General features: G+C 58.4%; 16 protein-coding genes. 11 read left to right on the top strand and 5 right to left on the bottom strand.

Going from position 1 to position 16,957, the window contains the following annotated elements:
* The first annotated feature begins 128 nt into the window (after positions 1-128).
* The 6 genes from ACN0XM_RS05460 (at position 129) to ung (ending at position 8,093) form a co-directional block, all read left to right on the top strand.
* A complete protein-coding gene (locus tag ACN0XM_RS05460) occupies positions 129-1,430 on the top strand; it encodes a homoserine dehydrogenase (protein WP_417565905.1) in 1,302 nt (433 codons plus the stop codon).
* An 11-nt stretch (positions 1,431-1,441) separates the two neighbouring features.
* A complete protein-coding gene (thrC, locus tag ACN0XM_RS05455; protein ID WP_417565904.1) occupies positions 1,442-2,842 on the top strand; it encodes a threonine synthase in 1,401 nt (466 codons plus the stop codon).
* A gap of 6 nt (positions 2,843-2,848) precedes the next feature.
* Positions 2,849-4,579 (top strand): single-stranded-DNA-specific exonuclease RecJ, encoded by a 1,731-nt coding sequence (recJ, locus tag ACN0XM_RS05450; RefSeq protein ID WP_417565903.1) that lies wholly within the window; start codon positions 2,849-2,851, stop codon positions 4,577-4,579.
* Positions 4,580-4,670: 91 nt separating this feature from the next.
* Positions 4,671-5,766 (top strand): peptide chain release factor 2 gene (gene prfB / locus ACN0XM_RS05445; RefSeq protein WP_417565902.1). Its coding sequence is split into 2 segments (ribosomal slippage): positions 4,671-4,742 and positions 4,744-5,766, totalling 1,095 coding nucleotides; the frame shifts between segments, so codons are not numbered across the junction.
* Between the two features lie 53 nt (positions 5,767-5,819).
* Positions 5,820-7,355, top strand: coding sequence for a lysine--tRNA ligase (gene lysS, locus ACN0XM_RS05440; protein WP_417565901.1), 1,536 nt, complete (start codon positions 5,820-5,822; stop codon positions 7,353-7,355).
* A gap of 3 nt (positions 7,356-7,358) precedes the next feature.
* Complete coding sequence (gene ung / locus ACN0XM_RS05435) at positions 7,359-8,093, top strand: uracil-DNA glycosylase (RefSeq protein WP_417565900.1); 735 nt, start codon at positions 7,359-7,361, stop codon at positions 8,091-8,093.
* A 49-nt stretch (positions 8,094-8,142) separates the two neighbouring features.
* Here ung and ACN0XM_RS05430 read toward each other — a convergent pair whose 3' ends face one another.
* The 5 genes from ACN0XM_RS05430 to nadB all read right to left on the bottom strand — a co-directional run bounded on the left by ACN0XM_RS05430 (position 8,143) and on the right by nadB (position 12,484).
* Complete coding sequence (locus ACN0XM_RS05430) at positions 8,143-8,976, bottom strand: HDOD domain-containing protein (RefSeq protein WP_417565899.1); 834 nt, start codon at positions 8,974-8,976, stop codon at positions 8,143-8,145.
* A 125-nt stretch (positions 8,977-9,101) separates the two neighbouring features.
* On the bottom strand, positions 9,102-10,097 hold the full coding sequence (locus tag ACN0XM_RS05425) for a YgfZ/GcvT domain-containing protein (protein WP_417565898.1): 996 nt from the start codon (positions 10,095-10,097) through the stop codon (positions 9,102-9,104).
* A 21-nt stretch (positions 10,098-10,118) separates the two neighbouring features.
* Positions 10,119-10,565, bottom strand: coding sequence for a hypothetical protein (locus tag ACN0XM_RS05420; RefSeq protein ID WP_417566070.1), 447 nt, complete (start codon positions 10,563-10,565; stop codon positions 10,119-10,121).
* Position 10,566: 1 nt separating this feature from the next.
* Positions 10,567-10,839 carry a succinate dehydrogenase assembly factor 2 gene (locus tag ACN0XM_RS05415; protein ID WP_417565897.1) on the bottom strand — a complete coding sequence of 91 codons (273 nt, stop codon included), beginning with the start codon at positions 10,837-10,839 and terminating at the stop codon, positions 10,567-10,569.
* A gap of 40 nt (positions 10,840-10,879) precedes the next feature.
* Positions 10,880-12,484, bottom strand: a complete 1,605-nt coding sequence (gene nadB, locus ACN0XM_RS05410; protein ID WP_417566069.1) for an L-aspartate oxidase — start codon at positions 12,482-12,484, stop codon at positions 10,880-10,882.
* A 134-nt stretch (positions 12,485-12,618) separates the two neighbouring features.
* Between nadB and rpoE the strand changes: the two genes are divergently transcribed.
* The 5 genes from rpoE (at position 12,619) to ACN0XM_RS05385 (ending at position 16,926) form a co-directional block, all read left to right on the top strand.
* Positions 12,619-13,305 carry an RNA polymerase sigma factor RpoE gene (rpoE, locus tag ACN0XM_RS05405; RefSeq protein WP_417565896.1) on the top strand — a complete coding sequence of 229 codons (687 nt, stop codon included), beginning with the start codon at positions 12,619-12,621 and terminating at the stop codon, positions 13,303-13,305.
* A 15-nt stretch (positions 13,306-13,320) separates the two neighbouring features.
* Positions 13,321-13,887: a sigma-E factor negative regulatory protein gene (locus tag ACN0XM_RS05400; protein WP_417565895.1), complete on the top strand. Its 567-nt coding sequence runs from the start codon at positions 13,321-13,323 to the stop codon at positions 13,885-13,887.
* Positions 13,888-13,957: 70 nt separating this feature from the next.
* Positions 13,958-14,926, top strand: coding sequence for a MucB/RseB C-terminal domain-containing protein (locus tag ACN0XM_RS05395; RefSeq protein WP_417566068.1), 969 nt, complete (start codon positions 13,958-13,960; stop codon positions 14,924-14,926).
* The gene (locus ACN0XM_RS05390; protein ID WP_417565894.1) at positions 14,923-15,372 is read left to right on the top strand and encodes a SoxR reducing system RseC family protein; all 450 of its coding nucleotides are present in this window, start codon (positions 14,923-14,925) and stop codon (positions 15,370-15,372) included. The genes ACN0XM_RS05395 and ACN0XM_RS05390 overlap by 4 nt, the downstream gene beginning before the upstream one ends.
* A 156-nt stretch (positions 15,373-15,528) precedes the next feature.
* A complete protein-coding gene (locus ACN0XM_RS05385) occupies positions 15,529-16,926 on the top strand; it encodes a DegQ family serine endoprotease (RefSeq protein WP_417566067.1) in 1,398 nt (465 codons plus the stop codon).
* The last annotated feature ends 31 nt before the right edge of the window (positions 16,927-16,957 follow it).

Genomic DNA, 16,957 nt, shown 5'->3' with positions numbered 1-16,957 from the left:
AGGGCTCCCGGAAAGTTTCGGTATTTGAGTTGGTTCCGATTCAGGGCTTATTCAGTGACGCCTGAATCGGTATACTATGCCCCCTTATTGCAATTCATCAGCACCCCTTCGGGATCAGAGGTGAGAGTTTGAAAGACGTCAGTGTCGGAATCTGCGGACTGGGAACCGTCGGCGGCGGAACCTTTAATGTCTTGACCCGAAATGCCAGGCTTATTGCCGGTCGGGCCGGCTGCAATATCCGGATTGCCCGGATCGCCAGTCGCCGCGCTCGCGAGGACATGGACCTCGGAGACGTACCCTTCAGCACCGACATTTACGACGTGGTGAATGATCCAGGCGTGGATATCGTGGTGGAGCTTATCGGCGGTTACGACGCTGCCCGTGAACTCGTGCTGGCGGCCATCCGCAATGGCAAGCATGTTGTGACGGCCAACAAGGCCCTGATTGCCGTGCACGGCAACGAAATCTTCGAGGCCGCCGAGAAGGCCGGCGTTGTGGTTGCCTACGAGGCCGGTGTAGCTGGTGGCATTCCGGTGATCAAGGCTGTGCGTGAAGGCATGGCGGCAAACCGTATCGATTGGATTGCCGGCATTATCAATGGTACAGGCAATTACATCCTCACCGAAATGCGTGCAGGTCGGGAGTTTACCGAAGTGCTCAAGGAGGCTCAGGATCTGGGCTACGCCGAAGCAGATCCGACTTTTGACGTGGAAGGTATTGATGCAGCCCATAAGCTGACCATTCTCGCCTCTGCTGGCTTCGGCGTGCCGCTGCAGTTTGAAAAAGCCTACACCGAAGGGATTTCGAAAATAACTCCCTACGATATCGCCCACGCCGAATTGCTGGGCTATCGAATCAAGCATCTGGGCATTGCCCGTCGCCGGGACGATGGCATCGAACTGCGGGTACATCCCACTCTGGTTCCCCAGAGCCACCTGATTGCCCAGGTGGATGGCGTACTGAACGCGGTACTGGTTGATGGCGATGCCGTGGGTCAGACCATGTACTACGGCCCGGGCGCCGGCGACGAAGCGACCGCCTCTGCCGTTATCGCCGATATCGTGGATGTCGCCCGCGCCGTGGCCAGCGAAAGCAAGCAGCGTGTCCCTTACCTCGGTTTCTCACCGGATGCCATGGAGGATCTGGATGTTCTTCCCATGGAGGATATCCAGTCAGCCTATTACCTTCGCATTACTGCTCTGGACCGCCCGGGCGTGCTGGCGAAGATTGCCTCCATCCTGAGTGAGCACGGCATCAATATAGAGTCGATCATGCAGAAGGAGTCCGAGCTGAAAGACGGCCGAATTCCGGTGATTATCCTGACCCACACGGTTCAGGAACGGCAGATCAACCGTGCGATCGAAGAGTTGGAAGCCCTGTCCGACACCGATGGTCAGGTTGTCCGCATCCGCGCTGAAAACTTTAACTGACAGGTACGCACGTGAGATACATCAGTACGCGGGGTGAAGCGCCCGCACTGGGCTTTGAAGACGTTTTGCTGACTGGACTGGCCACCGACGGTGGCCTTTATGTTCCGGAATCGCTCCCGCATTTCAGTCTGGAGGAAATCCGTAGCTGGCGCGGGCTTTCCTACAGCGAGCTTGCCTTTAACGTCATGCACCCGTTTGTAGATGATGCCATTCCTGCGGACGTCTTCCGCAAGATGCTGGAAGAAACCTACGCCGTGTTTGCTCACAAGGCCGTTGCACCGCTGGTGCAGCTGGACACCAATGAGTGGGTGATGGAGCTGTTCCATGGTCCGACTCTGGCGTTCAAGGATTTTGCTCTGCAATTGCTGGGTCGTTTGCTGGACTATGTGCTGGAGAAGCGCCAGCAGCATGTGGTCATCATGGGGGCTACTTCCGGTGATACCGGCTCGGCGGCCATTGAAGGTTGCCGTCGCTGTAAACACGTGGACATCTTCATCTTGCATCCCTACCAGCGGGTGTCAGAGGTCCAGCGCCGCCAGATGACCACCGTTGAAGGTGAAAACATTCACAACATTGCCGTGCGCGGCAATTTTGATGACTGCCAGCGGATGGTGAAGGAGAGCTTTGGCAACCAGTCTTTCCTGGGCGGAAAGACCCAGCTTGCTGCTGTGAATTCCATTAACTGGGCACGGATCATGGCCCAGATCGTTTACTACTTCCATGCCTCACTGGCGCTGGGCGGCCCGGATCGCAGCATGGCATTCTCAGTCCCCACCGGCAACTTCGGTGATATCTTTGCGGGCTACCTGGCCAAGAAGATGGGGCTGCCGATTTCTCAACTGGTCATTGCCACCAACCGGAACGATATCCTGCATCGCTTCATGAGTGGCAATAAATACGAGCAGCATCAGCTTGAGCACACGCTCTCTCCGAGTATGGATATCATGGTGTCCAGCAACTTCGAGCGCCTTTTGTTTGACCTTCATGGCCGGGATGGGCTGGCAGTGAAAGCACTGCTGGAAAATGCCGCCAAAGGCCCGGTCAGTATCGAGGATTATCGCTGGAAGCATGCCCGCAAGCTGTTTGACAGTGACGCTGTGGATGATAAAACCACCTGCGATACTATCCGCGAGACCTACGAACAAAACGAGTATCTGTTGGACCCCCACACGGCGATCGGTGTCCGCGCTGCCCGCAACTGTCGCCGCGATCCGGCAGTGCCGATGATTACCCTGGGGACCGCCCATCCGGCCAAGTTCCCGGATGCCGTTGCCGAATCCGGTCTGAGTGTGCAGCCGCCACTACCGGCCCACATGGCGGGCCTGTTCGAGCGGAAAGAACGTTATACGGTGCTCGATAACAACATCGCTGGCGTTCAGGAATTCATCGCCAAGAACTGGAAGAATACCTGACCTGGTATGGCATCCAAAAAGATCCTGCGTCGCCCCCAGCCAGAATCGCTTACCGGCTGGGGGCAAAAACTGCCCCCCCTGCTTCGCCGTCTTTACGCTGCCCGCGGCGTCACCTCTGATGAGCAGCTGAGCTATACACTCAAACACCTCGCTTCGCCCATGTCCTTGCAGGGCATTGACCGCGCCGTGGAACTTTTGGCCGGGGCCATCGAACTACAGGAGCGAGTGCTGATTCTGGGTGACTTTGACGCCGACGGCGCCACCAGCACTGCCGTGGCCATGCTCGGTCTGTCCATGCTCGGTTTGCAGAGTATTGATTTCCGAGTGCCCAGCCGATTTGCTGACGGCTATGGCCTGACCCCCGGAATCATTGAGCGCCTGCGTGACGAAGGTGAATTACCAGACCTGATGGTCACGGTGGATAACGGTATATCAGCCATTGAGGGTGTCCGTGTTGCCCGGGAGCTGGGTGTGAAGGTGGTGGTTACCGATCATCACCTGGCTGGGGAACAGCTCCCGGATGCCCACGCAATCGTGAATCCGAATCAGCCTGGCTGCCCCTTTCTGAGCAAGAACGCCGCCGGGGTTGGCGTAATGTTTTATGTGCTTACGGCACTGCGCAAACACCTCCGCGAGACCGGGCGCCTGCCGCAGCCGGAGCCTAATCTGGGATGCCTGCTCGATCTGGTCGCACTGGGGACGGTTGCGGATGTGGTACCCCTGGACCACAACAACCGTATTTTCGTCGAGCAGGGCCTGCGCCGGATACGCCAGGGCGAGGCCCGCCCTGGCATACTCGCATTGTTGGAAGTGGCTGGTCGTGACCACACGGCTATCAGCTCAACGGACCTCGGGTTCGTGGTAGGGCCTCGCCTGAACGCGGCCGGCCGCCTGGATGACATGAGCATCGGCATCGCCTGCTTGCTGGCAGACAGTCCTGATGAGGCCCGCCGGCTCGCCCGGGAGCTGGATACCTTCAACCGGGAACGCAGAACCATCGAGAAAGATATGAAAGCCCAGGCCCAGGATCTGTTGGCGTCCATGTCTCTGGATCTGGAAGGTCTGCCCTGGGGCCTGGCATTGTTTGATCTTGACTGGCATCAGGGGGTTATCGGTATCCTTGCCGCCCGCATCCGGGAGCAGACCCACCGACCCACCATTGCCTTCGCCCCGGACGACAATGGCGAAGACATCAAGGGCTCGGCCCGCTCTATCCCGGGCCTGCATATCCGAGACGTACTTGCCGCAGTCGACTCCCGTCATCCCGGCATGATGAAAAAGTTCGGTGGTCATGCCATGGCCGCAGGCATGACTCTGGCAAAAGCGGACCTGGATGCCTTTTCCGAAGCCTTTGATCAGGCCGTTCGCGACACGCTCTGTGCGGAGGATCTGGAGGCAGCTATCACCACCGATGGCCCCCTGGGCGCGGATGAGCTTTCCCTCGACACGGCCGCGCTGCTCAAGCGCGCCGGTCCCTGGGGTCAGCATTTTCCGGAGCCGCTGTTCGATGGCGAGTTCCGGGTAGTGAGCCAGCGTGTCGTCGGTGAGAACCATCTGAAGCTGGTGTTGCAACCCGTGGACGGTGGCGGCATCGTCGACGGCATTGCCTTCAACACCGGCCCCCAAGTGCCCGACTACACCCGTACCGGAGCGCGGGTAGTTTACAAACCGGATGCCAATACCTTCCGGGGCCGCACCAGCCTGCAACTGCTGGTGGATTACCTGGAACCACTGTAAGCAATTCCCCACAGGCTGATTTACAGACAGATTTCCGGTAGAATCCGGCCTCTGTTTTTACTCTCCATTTTCAAGAGCGGGTAAGGGTTTCATGGAAATTAATCCCATTGTTACGAAGATCAAAGAGCTTCGTGAGCGCACTGAAGCGCTCAGGGGGTATCTTTGACTACGATCAGCGCAATGAACGACTGACAGAGGTCGAGCGGGAACTGGAGCAGCCCACGGTCTGGGACGACCCCGACCGGGCCCAGGCATTGGGCAAAGAGCGCGCCGATCTTGAGCTGATCGTCAAAACGATCGACAACCTCACTTCGGGCCTTGAAGACGCCGAAGGGCTGCTGGATCTCGCCGCAGAAGAGGATGACGAGGGCACTGTGGCCGAGATCGAGTCCGATCTGGACAGGCTGGACAAAGAGCTGGAGAAGCTCGAGTTCCGCCGCATGTTCTCCGGCGAAATGGACGCCAACAACGCGTATCTGGATATTCAGGCCGGGTCCGGCGGAACGGAAGCGCAGGATTGGGCCAACATGCTCCTGCGCATGTACCTGCGCTGGGCGGAGCGCCGTGGTTTCAAGGCAGAGATCGTTGAACTGATGGAAGGCGAAGTGGCAGGCATCAAGAGTGCCACAATTCACATCCAGGGTGATTACGCTTACGGTTGGCTGCGCACGGAAACCGGCGTCCACCGGCTGGTGCGCAAATCACCATTCGATTCCGGCAACCGTCGCCACACATCCTTTTCATCGGTGTTTGTGTCACCGGAAGTGGACGACAGTTTCGTCATTGAGATCAATCCGTCGGATCTGCGGGTGGACGTTTATCGTGCTTCGGGCGCTGGTGGTCAGCATGTTAACCGGACCGAGTCTGCCGTGCGTCTGACCCATAACCCAACCGGTATTGTTGTGGCCTGTCAGGCTGGCCGAAGCCAGCACCAGAACAAGGATCAGGCCATGAAGCAGCTGAAGGCGAAGCTGTTTGAGCGAGAGATGCAGGAACGGAACGCCGAGAAGCAGAAAGCCGAGGACGCCAAGGCCGATATCGGCTGGGGCAGTCAGATCCGTTCTTATGTGCTGGATGACAGCCGCATCAAGGATCTGCGCACCAAGGTCGAAACCAGCAACACCCAGTCGGTGCTGGACGGTGATATCGACAAGTTCATCGAAGCCAGCCTGAAGATGGCGCTGTGATCAGCGCCTTCGCCACGCTAACCCGGACAAATCCTGATTTCTAGTGAGCCAAAATGACTGATCAAACTCAGAATGCCGCACAGCATGACGACAACAAGCTGATTGCCGAACGCCGCGCCAAACTGTCAGAGATGCGCGAGCAGGGCAATGCCTTCCCCAACGACTTCCGTCGTGACGCCACCGCTGCCGAGCTACAGGCGAAATACGGCGACAAGAGCAAGGAAGAGCTGGCCGACATGGGTATCCAGGTGGCGATTGCTGGCCGCATGATGCTCGATCGGAAGGCGTTCAAGGTGGTTCAGGACATGACCGGCCGGATCCAGATTTACGCCTCCAAGGATGTCCAGAAAGACACCAAGCACTGGGATCTCGGGGATATCGTGGGTGTGCGTGGCATCCTGTGCAAATCCGGCAAGGGCGACCTGTATGTGAGCATGGACGAGTACGTGATGCTCACCAAATCCCTGCGGCCACTGCCAGAGAAGCACAAAGGCCTGACGGATACCGAAGCCCGTTACCGTCACCGCTACGTGGATCTGATGGTGAATGAGGACAGCCGCCGGGTGTTCTACGCACGCTCGAAAATCATCAGCGTCATGCGTCAGTACTTCACCGACCGGAACTTCATGGAAGTGGAAACCCCGATGTTGCAGGTGATCCCCGGTGGCGCCTCGGCGCGCCCGTTCGTCACCCATCATAATGCCCTTGGCATCGACATGTACCTGCGTATCGCTCCGGAGCTGTTCCTCAAACGTTTGGTAGTGGGCGGCTTTGAGCGGGTGTTCGAGATCAATCGCAACTTCCGCAATGAAGGGCTCTCCACCCGTCACAACCCGGAATTTACCATGGTGGAGTTCTATCAGGCCTACGCTGACCACAACGACCTGATGGACCTGACCGAAGACATGCTGCGCACCATTACCCAAGAGGTGCTGGGAACCACCACTGTGGTGAATACCAGGACCCTGGCTGATGGTGAAGACGAAACCATTGAATACGACTTTGGCAAGCCGTTTGAGCGCCTGACTGTGGTCGATGCCATCGTGCGCCACAACCCCGACATCAACGCTGAACAGCTGTCGAATGAGGCGGGTGCCCGCCAGGTGGCAAAAGACCTCGGCATTTACATCAAGAATGGTTGGGGGCTTGGCAAAGTCCAGATCGAGATTTTCGAAGCGACCGCCGAACACCGCCTGATGCAGCCGACGTTTATTACCGATTACCCGAAAGAAGTGTCGCCGCTGGCCCGCTGCAAGGACAGCGACCCGTTCGTCACCGAGCGCTTCGAATTCTTCGTGGGCGGCCGCGAGATCGCCAACGGCTTCTCCGAGTTGAACGATGCGGAAGACCAGGCCGAACGTTTCCAGGACCAGGTGGCTGAAAAGGACGCCGGCGACGACGAGGCCATGTTCTACGACGAAGATTACATCATGGCACTGGAGTACGGCCTTCCGCCCACCGCCGGTGAGGGCATCGGCATCGACCGGCTGGCCATGCTGCTGACCAATTCCGCCTCCATCCGCGACGTCATCCTGTTCCCGGCCATGCGCCCGGAGCACAGGGCGGAGCACCGGAAAGACGAGTCATAACCCATGACTCCGGTTGAGGTACTGGCCAGCCAGCTCAGGCCAGACCGGGGCTGGCAAGAGCACCTTTCGGAAGAGTTCCGCCAGCGCTACATGCAGAGCCTGGCGGCATTCCTGGCCGCCGAGGAGCAGGCCGGCAAGGTCCTGTTCCCGGCCAGCCACCACTGCTTCAATGCTCTGAACAGCACACCGCTGGAACAGGTACGTGTCGTGATTCTGGGGCAAGACCCCTACCACGGTCCCGGCCAGGCGCACGGCCTGTGCTTCTCGGTGCGCCCGAATGTGGCCACCCCACCGTCACTGGTCAATATCTTCAAGGAAATCCAGGGCGACCTGGGCATCTCACCGCCGGACCACGGCTGCCTGCAGCCCTGGGCAGAGCAGGGCGTTTTGCTGCTCAACAGCGTTCTCACCGTCGTCCAGGGCCAGGCCGGTGCTCATCAGGGCAAAGGCTGGGAAACCTTTACCGACCGGGTGATCGAAACCGTCAACCGCGAACGGGAAGGGGTGGTGTTTTTGCTCTGGGGAAGTTACGCGAAGAAGAAAGGCCAGCACATCGACCGCAACCGGCATCTGGTACTCGAAGGCCCGCATCCGTCACCCTTGAGTGCCTACCGAGGCTTCTTTGGCTGCAGGCACTTTTCGAAGGCAAATGACTGGTTACGGCAACGGGGGAAGCCCACGGTAAACTGGGAACTACCTTTAAAAGCGGATTTGTTGGAGCGCTATCGAAGAGCCTGAACTCCATTGAGTGTGCCGCCCTCAATGGAGCCACCCTCAAAGTTGAGACTTACTTAAGCAACGCCATAGCCGCTTCCATCTGCGCGTTCAGATCCTCTTCCTCGCTCATGTCGATATTCGGATCCAGCCCAAGCCGATCAAAGGCGGGAATTTTCGTCCAGTCCATCTCGTTCCAGGAATGCTCGGAGCCTGCAACCAGCTGCAGGTTGGCAACCATCACCAGATCCGCATAGTCCGCTGCCGGAACCTCACGGTTGAAGCTGGCGTATTCCAGTGGAACGTTTTGAAGGTCCTTCGGGAAGTCCCATTTCTTGAGAATGGTCGCCCCGATTTTTGGGTGTAACTCTTCAATCACGTTGTCCAACATGATGCTGCTGATCTGGATGTCCTGATCTTCCACGTACCGAAGGATCGGCAGCACCCCGATCAGATGAACCAGGCCCGCGAGAGTCGCCTGATCCGGTCTGAGTCTGGTGTAGTGCTGGGCCAGTACGTGACAGACACCGGCCACTTCGGTGCTGGTCTGCCAGGTGGCGCGCATTCGCTTGTCGATCATGTCAGAGGTGGCCTGGAACATCTGTTCCATGGCCAGGCCCATCGCCAGATTGCTCGTGTAGGCCATACCGAGTCGGCTCACCGCCATGTTCAGGTTCTCAATGGCCCGGCTGCCCCGGAACAGCGGGCTGTTGCACACCCGTATAATGCGTGCGGAAAGGGCGGTGTCATTGCTGATCACCTTCACCAGGTCGGCAATGGCCGAATCTTCGGATTGAGCAATGTCCCGCACCTGCAGGGCCACTTCCGGGAGGGTAGGCAGCACAAGCTTGTCATTTTCGATGGCGGCATTAAGGTCGGCTTTAATGGTTTCGACAATATTCGACATGGTCAGTTACGGTCCGCGTGTAAGTTCCGGATACCGACCATTGATGTTGGCCGTTACCCTGGAAAATCAAATAAGTGAGCTACTGCATAGCAAAATAGCAAATCCTGAGGGATTTGCCTGTCAACTTATGTATCTGATTGTGGGCTTTTTTCCCTCTCGGGTACGGCGTAGGGCAGGGGTATCGGGATGAGGGTAGCTTCGGGCTGCCCCTCCGGATGAAGGTTTTTTTCGGCCGCATCATGGCGCACCACGGCGAGTAGTTCACAGCTGCCGTCCCGGTATTTTACAGCGTTGACCACTTCGCCCACCGAACGCTCGCCAGCAACCAAGGCACTGCCAGGCTCAGGGAGCTCTCCGGTCTGCCCAATTCGGAAACGGAACAGACTCTTTTTCAGCTGGCCGAGGAAGTGCATCCGGGCAATCACTTCCTGACCGGTGTAGCAGCCCTTCTTGAAGTGGACCCCGCCCACATGTTGCCAATTCAGCATCTGGGGTACGAAGGACTCCTGGGTGACTGCCGTGAGGGATGCGACGCCGGCTGCGATCTCCGAAGCGTACCAGTCTGCCGGGGGCAGCTGGTCATTGGTGTCAAGGCCGTTCTCCTCCCCCGTGGTCTGCCAGAATTCAAAACGAGGTGTGCCCTCGGCGGTCGGCTCTGCTTTCACCAGGAACCCGGTGTCCAGTTCGGCAGAGTCCCCGGGTTCCTTCAGATTGTTCATGGCATCTCCCGCCAGGGTCGCGGCCACCCGGTTACCGAGAATGCCGACAAGCCTGGCGGCCGGAATCACCTCCATGGTTGTGCCCCGGAACAGCATCAGATACTTGCGCAGTTGGGTCAGGGTGTCATCAGCAAGATCCGAGGAAAGGTCCATCAGGATATCCTCTCCGGCCCTGATCATGCGGGTCAGGCAGTAGGCGCGGCCTTTTGGTGTTGAGGCGGCAGCCCGGGGGGAGCGCCCGGCGGTGACTTCATTGAGATTCTGGCTGAACTGACCCTGGAGAAACTTGTCTGTCCCCGGACCGCTGATCCGCACGATGGTCCGGTCAGTCAGAACCGCCCAGCCATCGGTGGGCAAGGGAAAGTCTGCAACATTGGGTACCGGTGTGTCTGTGCCAGTCATGGAATACTCCAGATCGGAACGTCAGGTGGATGATGGCCGGGCCCGGCCCAGTCTGAGCCACATTCTCAGGCGCCGGAATTCGTCTTCGGGGCAATTACCGTTTGTGCCCGATGACGGAGCCAGCAGGATTGTGGTGTATGAGCGGAATCTGGCGCCTGCGGGTCGAAGCTTCAAGAGTGCCAGCCCGGACCAGATTCGACTCGCTGACGAGGTGATCACAGGCACCCGCCTGTGATCACCGGTAGCTGCGTACAGTTGCCCCTGCTCGACTGACAGGCTGCTGACACTATGGCGTCCCCTGAGCAGGCCGTGACACCGGTACTGCCGCAGCAACCCCGCCAGAACCAGCGGCGAGGCTGCCAGCAGCCAGGGCTTCCCTGCCAGCGCCGCGGCCACCAGAAACGTAAGCAGAACCAGCCAGGGGGTCGTTGCCAGCAGCCCGGCCAGTCGGGACGGTGAGAGTGTCAGTTCAATCCGGCTGGACACGGTTCAGGATGATGTCGACCATGAGTTGGAGGTCCGGATCTGCGGGGCGACTGCGCTGCATGAACCATTCGAACATGTCGTTGTCTTCGCAGGTGAGCAGTTTTTTATAGCGGGCCTGGTCTTCGGGGTTCAGATCCCGATAGGCCTCCTCCACGAAGGGGATCAGGAGGTTGTCCAACTCAAGCATGCCGCGACGACTGTGCCACCACAGGCGGTTGTATTCTGTTTTCTCGGACGCTTCAGGAGTCTCTGACATAGTCTATACCATCGAATAGGTTGCAAAAGTCTGCTTTGGTTTACGGCGAAAGGGTTCGGTAAGTCGTCGGGACCAATACGGTATCACGGGCCTCATGGAGCAGTCCCGGATAATCCAGGGTGTAGTGCAGTCCACGGCTTTCTTTTCGTTGCAGTGCACAACAGATTATCAGGTCGGATATGGTCACCAGGTTCCGCAGTTCAAGCAGGTCATTGGTAACCCTGTAGTTGCTGTAGAATTCGCCAATTTCGGCGGACAGCAGATCGGCCCGGTGCTTGGCCCGCTGCAGCCGCTTGGTGGTGCGCACAATACCGACATAGTCCCACATGAAGTGGCGCAGTTCGTCCCAGTTGTGGGAGATCACGACGTCTTCATCGGAATCCCGTACCTGGCTTTCATCCCAGTCCGGCGCGTTCGGGGGCGCCGGAATGTCGGCTTCACGCCGGGTGATGTCTGCCGCCGCGGCCCGGCCATAGACCAGGCATTCCAGCAGGGAGTTGCTGGCCATACGATTAGCACCGTGGAGCCCTGTGAAAGCGGCTTCGCCCACCACATAAAGCTGGTTAATGTCGGTTCTGGCGCGCTCGTCGCTGACAATGCCGCCGCAGGTGTAGTGGGCGGCCGGAACCACGGGAATGGGCTCTTTTGTGATGTCAATGCCAAAGCCCAGACACTTCTCATATATAGTCGGGAAGTGGTGCTTTATAAAGTCTTCGGGTTTGTGGCTGATATCCAGGTACACATGATCGGCACCCAGGCGTTTCATCTCATGGTCAATGGCCCGGGCGACTATGTCCCGGGGTGCCAGTTCTCCGCGCTCATCGAAGCGGTCCATGAACCGGGTGCCGTCGGGCAGCTTCAGCAAGCCACCTTCCCCTCGCACGGCCTCGGTGATCAGGAAGGACTTTGCATGGGGGTGGTACAGGCAGGTCGGGTGGAACTGGTTGAACTCCATATTCGCCACCCGGCACCCGGCCCGCCAGGCCATGGCAATGCCGTCTCCGGAGGCTCCATCCGGATTGGTGGTGTAGCGATAGGCCTTGGAAGCGCCTCCGGTGGCAATAACGGTAAACCGGGCCCGGAACAACTCCACATGGTTGTCCTCAAGGTTCAGGATGTAAGCGCCGACACATCGGTTCCCCGGTAGGGACAGTTTCCGGTTGGTGATCAGGTCCACCGCCACCCGGCCCGACATGAGTTCGATGTTGGCTCTGGCCTGGGCCTGGGATGTGAGGGTTGTAGATACTGCGTGGCCGGTGGCATCGGCGGCGTGGATGATGCGCCGATGGCTGTGACCGCCCTCCCGGGTCAAATGATAGTGGGCATCTTGATCCCGAGTAAAATCGACGCCGGAATCGATCAGCCAGTCGATGCTTTCTTTGGCGTGCTCCACGGTGAAACGGACCGCGTCCTCATGGCACAGACCGGCCCCCGCGTTCAGGGTGTCGGCGATGTGGTTCTCCGTGGAGTCCTGGTCATCCAGCACAGCAGCAATCCCTCCCTGGGCCCAAAGAGTAGCGCCGCTGCTGATCTCGGCTTTGCTGACAACGCACACTTTCATATGCCCTGGCAGATTGAGGGCAACGGTCAGACCGGCAGCACCACTGCCGATAATGAGAACATCATATTCGTAGGACTGTGGCATCGGGTCGTTATCGCAGGCCATAATGTGGACGTGTATTGAACTAAACTTTACGCTTGCTGTCTATTTGGCCTGACAGGGTGAGCTGCCTGACAGGTGGCGTCGCCCGTTTCATGAACGGACGCCGGATAGAATCGATGACGCAACGACACTTGGTACAGGCCGGACAGCTGGCCGTCAAATCAGGGAACCCCGGCAAACAGTCCATGACTCCTGATACAGACAAACAACAGGGTGAGCACTCCGACAGCCAGACGGACCTGCAGCTGGTGCGCAAGGTCAAGAACGGCGATCGTGCCGCGTTCGACCTGCTGGTTGTCAAGTATCAGTCGAGAGTCGCGTCTATCATCAGCCGGTACGTTTACGATAGCCAGGAAGTCATGGATCTGACCCAGGAGACGTTCGTCAAGGCATACCGGGCAATCGAACGCTTCCGTGGTGACAGTGCTTTTTACACATGGCTTTACCGGATTGCTGTCAATACCGCCAAAAACTATCTGGAATCTCGGGGGCGTCGTCCCCAGGGCAGTGCCGATTCTGCCGAGGCAGAGAATTTTGATGAAGGCTCCAGGCTCCGGGATCACGCATCACCGGAACGACTGCTGCAGAGGGAGCAGCTCCAGAAGGAGCTGACCAAGGCGATTGCCCAACTGCCGGAAGAACTGCGCTCGGCATTTTTGCTACGGGAATATGATGGCCTCAGCTATGAAGATATTGCCGGGATTCTGGAGTGTCCCATCGGTACTGTCCGTTCACGAATTTTCAGGGCCCGGGATGCGGTTGATCGTCATCTCGGACCTTTGCTCAACCACTCGGTCACGTAATTGAGGTTGCATCCCATGGATGATCGTCTCAGAGAAACACTGTCTGCCATGATGGACGACGAAGCTGACGAGCTGTCGGTGCGCCGCCTGTTGTCCCACGATAGCCAGGACGAAGTTCGGGCTCAGTGGCAGCGATGGCAGGATGTGAGGGATCTCCTGCACGACGGCCACTCACCGGCCCATGGCGTGGATGTGAGTATTGCTGTTCGTGGATTGCTTGATGGCCGAACGTCTGCTTCGGCGCGAGCCCGGGTCCTGGGGCCAAACACCAGTATTCGCCGCTGGCACTGGCCTGCCGCGGCCATGGTTGCCGCGGCGCTGCTCGTTGGTTTTGGCGCTGGCGCAGGTTGGGATTCTTCTGATGTCGGACCTGGACCTGTTCAGCCAGCGACGGCGGCCGCGCCAGAGGTGTCGACACAGGATCAGCCAGTCAGGGAGATTGCACTGCAGGGTCTGGATGATGAGCAGTGGGAGTACATGAGTCGTTATTTACTGGAACATGCGCAGCACAACAGTGTCGGCGCCGGTCGGGGAGCCGTTGGCTATGCCCGCCTGGTCAGCGCTAATGGCAGCGGTTACTGACCCCGGAGTGACTGTGATTAAACGCAAAACCCTGCACGCTGTTTTCCGGAATCGTTCACTGTCATTGCTGATGGTCCTGGTTTTCGTGCTTGCCGGCCCCATGCCGTTGGCCGCCGATGAAGAGGAGGCAGCGGCCTGGCTCAAACGACTCGGTCCGGCTCTGAACATGACTTCCTATCGTGGCGTGTTCGTCTACGCGCGGGGTGACCGCGTGCATTCAATGCAGATTGCGCACCGTTACCATGATGGTATTGTCGAGGAACGGTTGGTTTTGCAGGACGGTGGCAGCGGTGAAATCGTCCGTAAGGGAATGAACGTGGTCTGCGTGCTTCCTGAAAGGGGTCGTATCAAACTCGATCAGGTCATTCCATCCGGTCCTTTCGCAGAGGCGTTTACCAGTCAGCTCGTGCCGGTGAGTCGCTGGTATCGTGCGGAAATGAAGGGTGAGGACCGAGTCGCAGGTTACGATGTGGTGACGGTGGCCCTGAGTGCCAAGGATCCTTACCGCTACAGTCACCGGTTGTGGCTCGAAAAGTCTACGGGGCTTTTGCTTAAGAGTCATGTACGCAATGCCGAAGGCGAGGTTCTGGAGCAATTCCAGTTCACCAGTTTGCAAATCGGCGAAAACATCCCCGACAGTGAGTTTGAAATTCGCACCCGGGGCCGGGAAATTTCCAGAACACTTGAGGGCTCGTTGCCCCAGGCATCGGCGGTTCAGCGCATGGATGGCTGGCAGCTTGGCTGGCGGCCGGACGGGTTTCTGCCGGCCGCGGCCCCTCGTTCCGGCAAAGGGCAAGCGGTGGCTTTCTCTGACGGACTGGCGGCGTTTTCGGTCTTTGTTGAGCCCGCTGGTACGGTAAACATGCCCACAGGTGCCTCCCGGATCGGTGCCACGACAGTCTATATGCACAAGATCAGTGATGAGGGCAACGCATTTCTGGTCACTGTTGTTGGTGAATTGCCGCCACAAACCGCTCGCCAGGTTGCTGAATCCGTCCGGATCGAGAACGCATTAGCGCTCAGTGCAGGTGAGTTGTGATCACGGAAACTGGCAAAGTTGTTGCGCTGAAAGGAGATCGGGTCTGGGTACAGACCATCCGCGCCAGTGCGTGTCAGAGTTGTGTCGCCCGCAATGGTTGCGGGCAAAAAGTGCTGGCAGCCGCAACTGGGGGGCGGGCGAATCAGATTCTGGTGACGAATACAGTCAACGCCCGGGTCGGGGATGAGGTCACCATCGGAATTGACGAACAGGCACTGCTTGGCGCCTCGCTGGTGGTTTACGCGATCCCGTTGATTCTGATGGTGGTGGCGAGTGTTTTTGGTCACCATTTGTCTGGCGGGCAGGACCTTGCTGCCATGTTGTCCGCAGCAGGTGGCCTGGCCCTGGGCTTTTTGGTTGTCCGTATACTGCAGCGTCGGGGCACAACGGATTACGAGCCCCGGTTGGTTCGGGTTAACCGGATTTCCTCCGAAAACTGTCTATAAACCCTACCGTTTTTTAAGTTGAAAATCGGTGGCAGGGTCTTAAAACTACCGCAAGGTCTTTGTAATTCGAGAGGGTGCAACATGTCGAGAACAAGAGAAGTTGTCCAACAGTCCCGGGGTCTCCAGTCCGGTGGAACACTGGCCACTCTGTTACTGATGTTGTCCATATTGGTCGTGACGGTGTGGAGTACGGCAGGCCTGGCTCAGGGCTTGCCGGATTTTACCGAGCTTGTTGAAAAGAACGCCGGCGCTGTGGTCAACATAAGCACGACCAGCGCACCCAAGGCGGGAAACGCGCGGGGCTTGCCCTTTGACGAGCGGCAGCTTGAGCAATTGCCCGAAATCTTCCAGGATTTTTTCCGAGGCCCGCAGTCTCCGTTTGGCGGTGCTCCCGGAAACGCCCCGCCTCGCCAGTCCATGGGCTCAGGTTTTATCGTATCTGAGGATGGCTACGTACTTACCAACAACCATGTGGTTGAAGGTGCTGATGAGATCATTGTCCGTCTGAATGACCGGCGGGAGTTGCCGGCAACATTGGTAGGAACAGATCCGCGTTCCGATATGGCGGTGCTGAAAATCGAGAACGGGGATGATTTGCCCGTCGTGAAAATTGGCCAGTCGAGAGACCTGAAGGTTGGTGAATGGGTGTTTGCAATCGGTTCTCCATTTGGCTTCGACTATACGGTGACTGCGGGAATCGTCAGTGCCCTGGGTCGCTCGCTACCGTCGGAAAATTATGTCCCCTTCATCCAGACCGATGTTGCTATCAACCCGGGTAACTCCGGCGGCCCCCTGTTTAATCTGGACGGCGAGGTCGTCGGTATCAATTCCCAAATCTACACCCGCTCCGGTGGCTTTATGGGCGTCTCTTTTGCCATTCCCATTGACGATGCCATGAGCGTGTTCCGCCAGTTGCGCGACAAGGGCGTCGTTTCCCGTGGCTGGCTGGGCGTATTGATTCAGGAAGTTAACCGTGACCTGGCGGAATCCTTCGGCCTAGAAAGGCCAAGAGGCGCGCTGGTCGCCGAAGTTATGGCAGACTCTCCGGCCCAGCAGGCCGGTCTCCAGGCCGGCGATATTGTTCTCAGTTACGACGGTGAACCCGTCGAGTTGTCCTCGGACTTGCCGCCGATGGTTGGGCGCACCCCAGTCGGGGAAACGGCCAGGGTCGGGGTACTCCGTAGTGGCAAAATGATTGAGCTGGATGTCGAAATTGGCCGGCTGCCCGAGGAAGGTGGCGAGCAGGCGGCAGTTCCGTCGGGTGATCAGGGCGCTCCCTCCTCTGCGCCACTGGGTATGGTGGTCGAGCCTCTACCCGCAGATCTGGCGGATTCTCTCGGTGTTGATGGCGGAGTCGTGGTAGCCAGCGTCGCCCGTGGCGCAGCCTATGAAGCCGGCATCCGACCGAGAGACGTGATCACCGAAATCAACCGGAAGAAGGTTGCCTCTGTTGAAGATTTTCGTGAGGTGGTCCGGGCGCTGCCTGACGGCAAGGCGGTGTCGGTGAGAGTCGTGCGGCAGGGGCGCGCGCTGTACCTTGTGATGAAGCCCTGACCGGAAGCCACTGACTGAACACCAGGCAGTC

The organism is Marinobacter sp. (genome assembly GCF_048269445.1).
GTDB lineage: Bacteria > Pseudomonadota > Gammaproteobacteria > Pseudomonadales > Oleiphilaceae > Marinobacter.
Note: the sequence above shows the minus strand (reverse complement) of the source record. Positions and strands in the feature narration are given on the sequence as shown.

What these genes read in the sequence shown, in the direction of transcription:
- recJ (WP_417565903.1), top strand. Translation starts at nt 2,849, where the DNA reads ATGGCATCCAAAAAGATCCTGCGTCGCCCCCAGCCAGAATCGCTTACC.
- ACN0XM_RS05425 (WP_417565898.1), bottom strand. Translation starts at nt 10,097, where the DNA reads ATGACTGGCACAGACACACCGGTACCCAATGTTGCAGACTTTCCCTTG.
- ung (WP_417565900.1), top strand. Translation starts at nt 7,359, where the DNA reads ATGACTCCGGTTGAGGTACTGGCCAGCCAGCTCAGGCCAGACCGGGGC.
- nadB (WP_417566069.1), bottom strand. Translation starts at nt 12,484, where the DNA reads ATGCCACAGTCCTACGAATATGATGTTCTCATTATCGGCAGTGGTGCT.
- lysS (WP_417565901.1), top strand. Translation starts at nt 5,820, where the DNA reads ATGACTGATCAAACTCAGAATGCCGCACAGCATGACGACAACAAGCTG.
- rpoE (WP_417565896.1), top strand. Translation starts at nt 12,619, where the DNA reads ATGACGCAACGACACTTGGTACAGGCCGGACAGCTGGCCGTCAAATCA.
- ACN0XM_RS05385 (WP_417566067.1), top strand. Translation starts at nt 15,529, where the DNA reads ATGTTGTCCATATTGGTCGTGACGGTGTGGAGTACGGCAGGCCTGGCT.
- ACN0XM_RS05400 (WP_417565895.1), top strand. Translation starts at nt 13,321, where the DNA reads ATGGATGATCGTCTCAGAGAAACACTGTCTGCCATGATGGACGACGAA.
- ACN0XM_RS05430 (WP_417565899.1), bottom strand. Translation starts at nt 8,976, where the DNA reads ATGTCGAATATTGTCGAAACCATTAAAGCCGACCTTAATGCCGCCATC.
- ACN0XM_RS05415 (WP_417565897.1), bottom strand. Translation starts at nt 10,839, where the DNA reads ATGTCAGAGACTCCTGAAGCGTCCGAGAAAACAGAATACAACCGCCTG.
- ACN0XM_RS05395 (WP_417566068.1), top strand. Translation starts at nt 13,958, where the DNA reads ATGGTCCTGGTTTTCGTGCTTGCCGGCCCCATGCCGTTGGCCGCCGAT.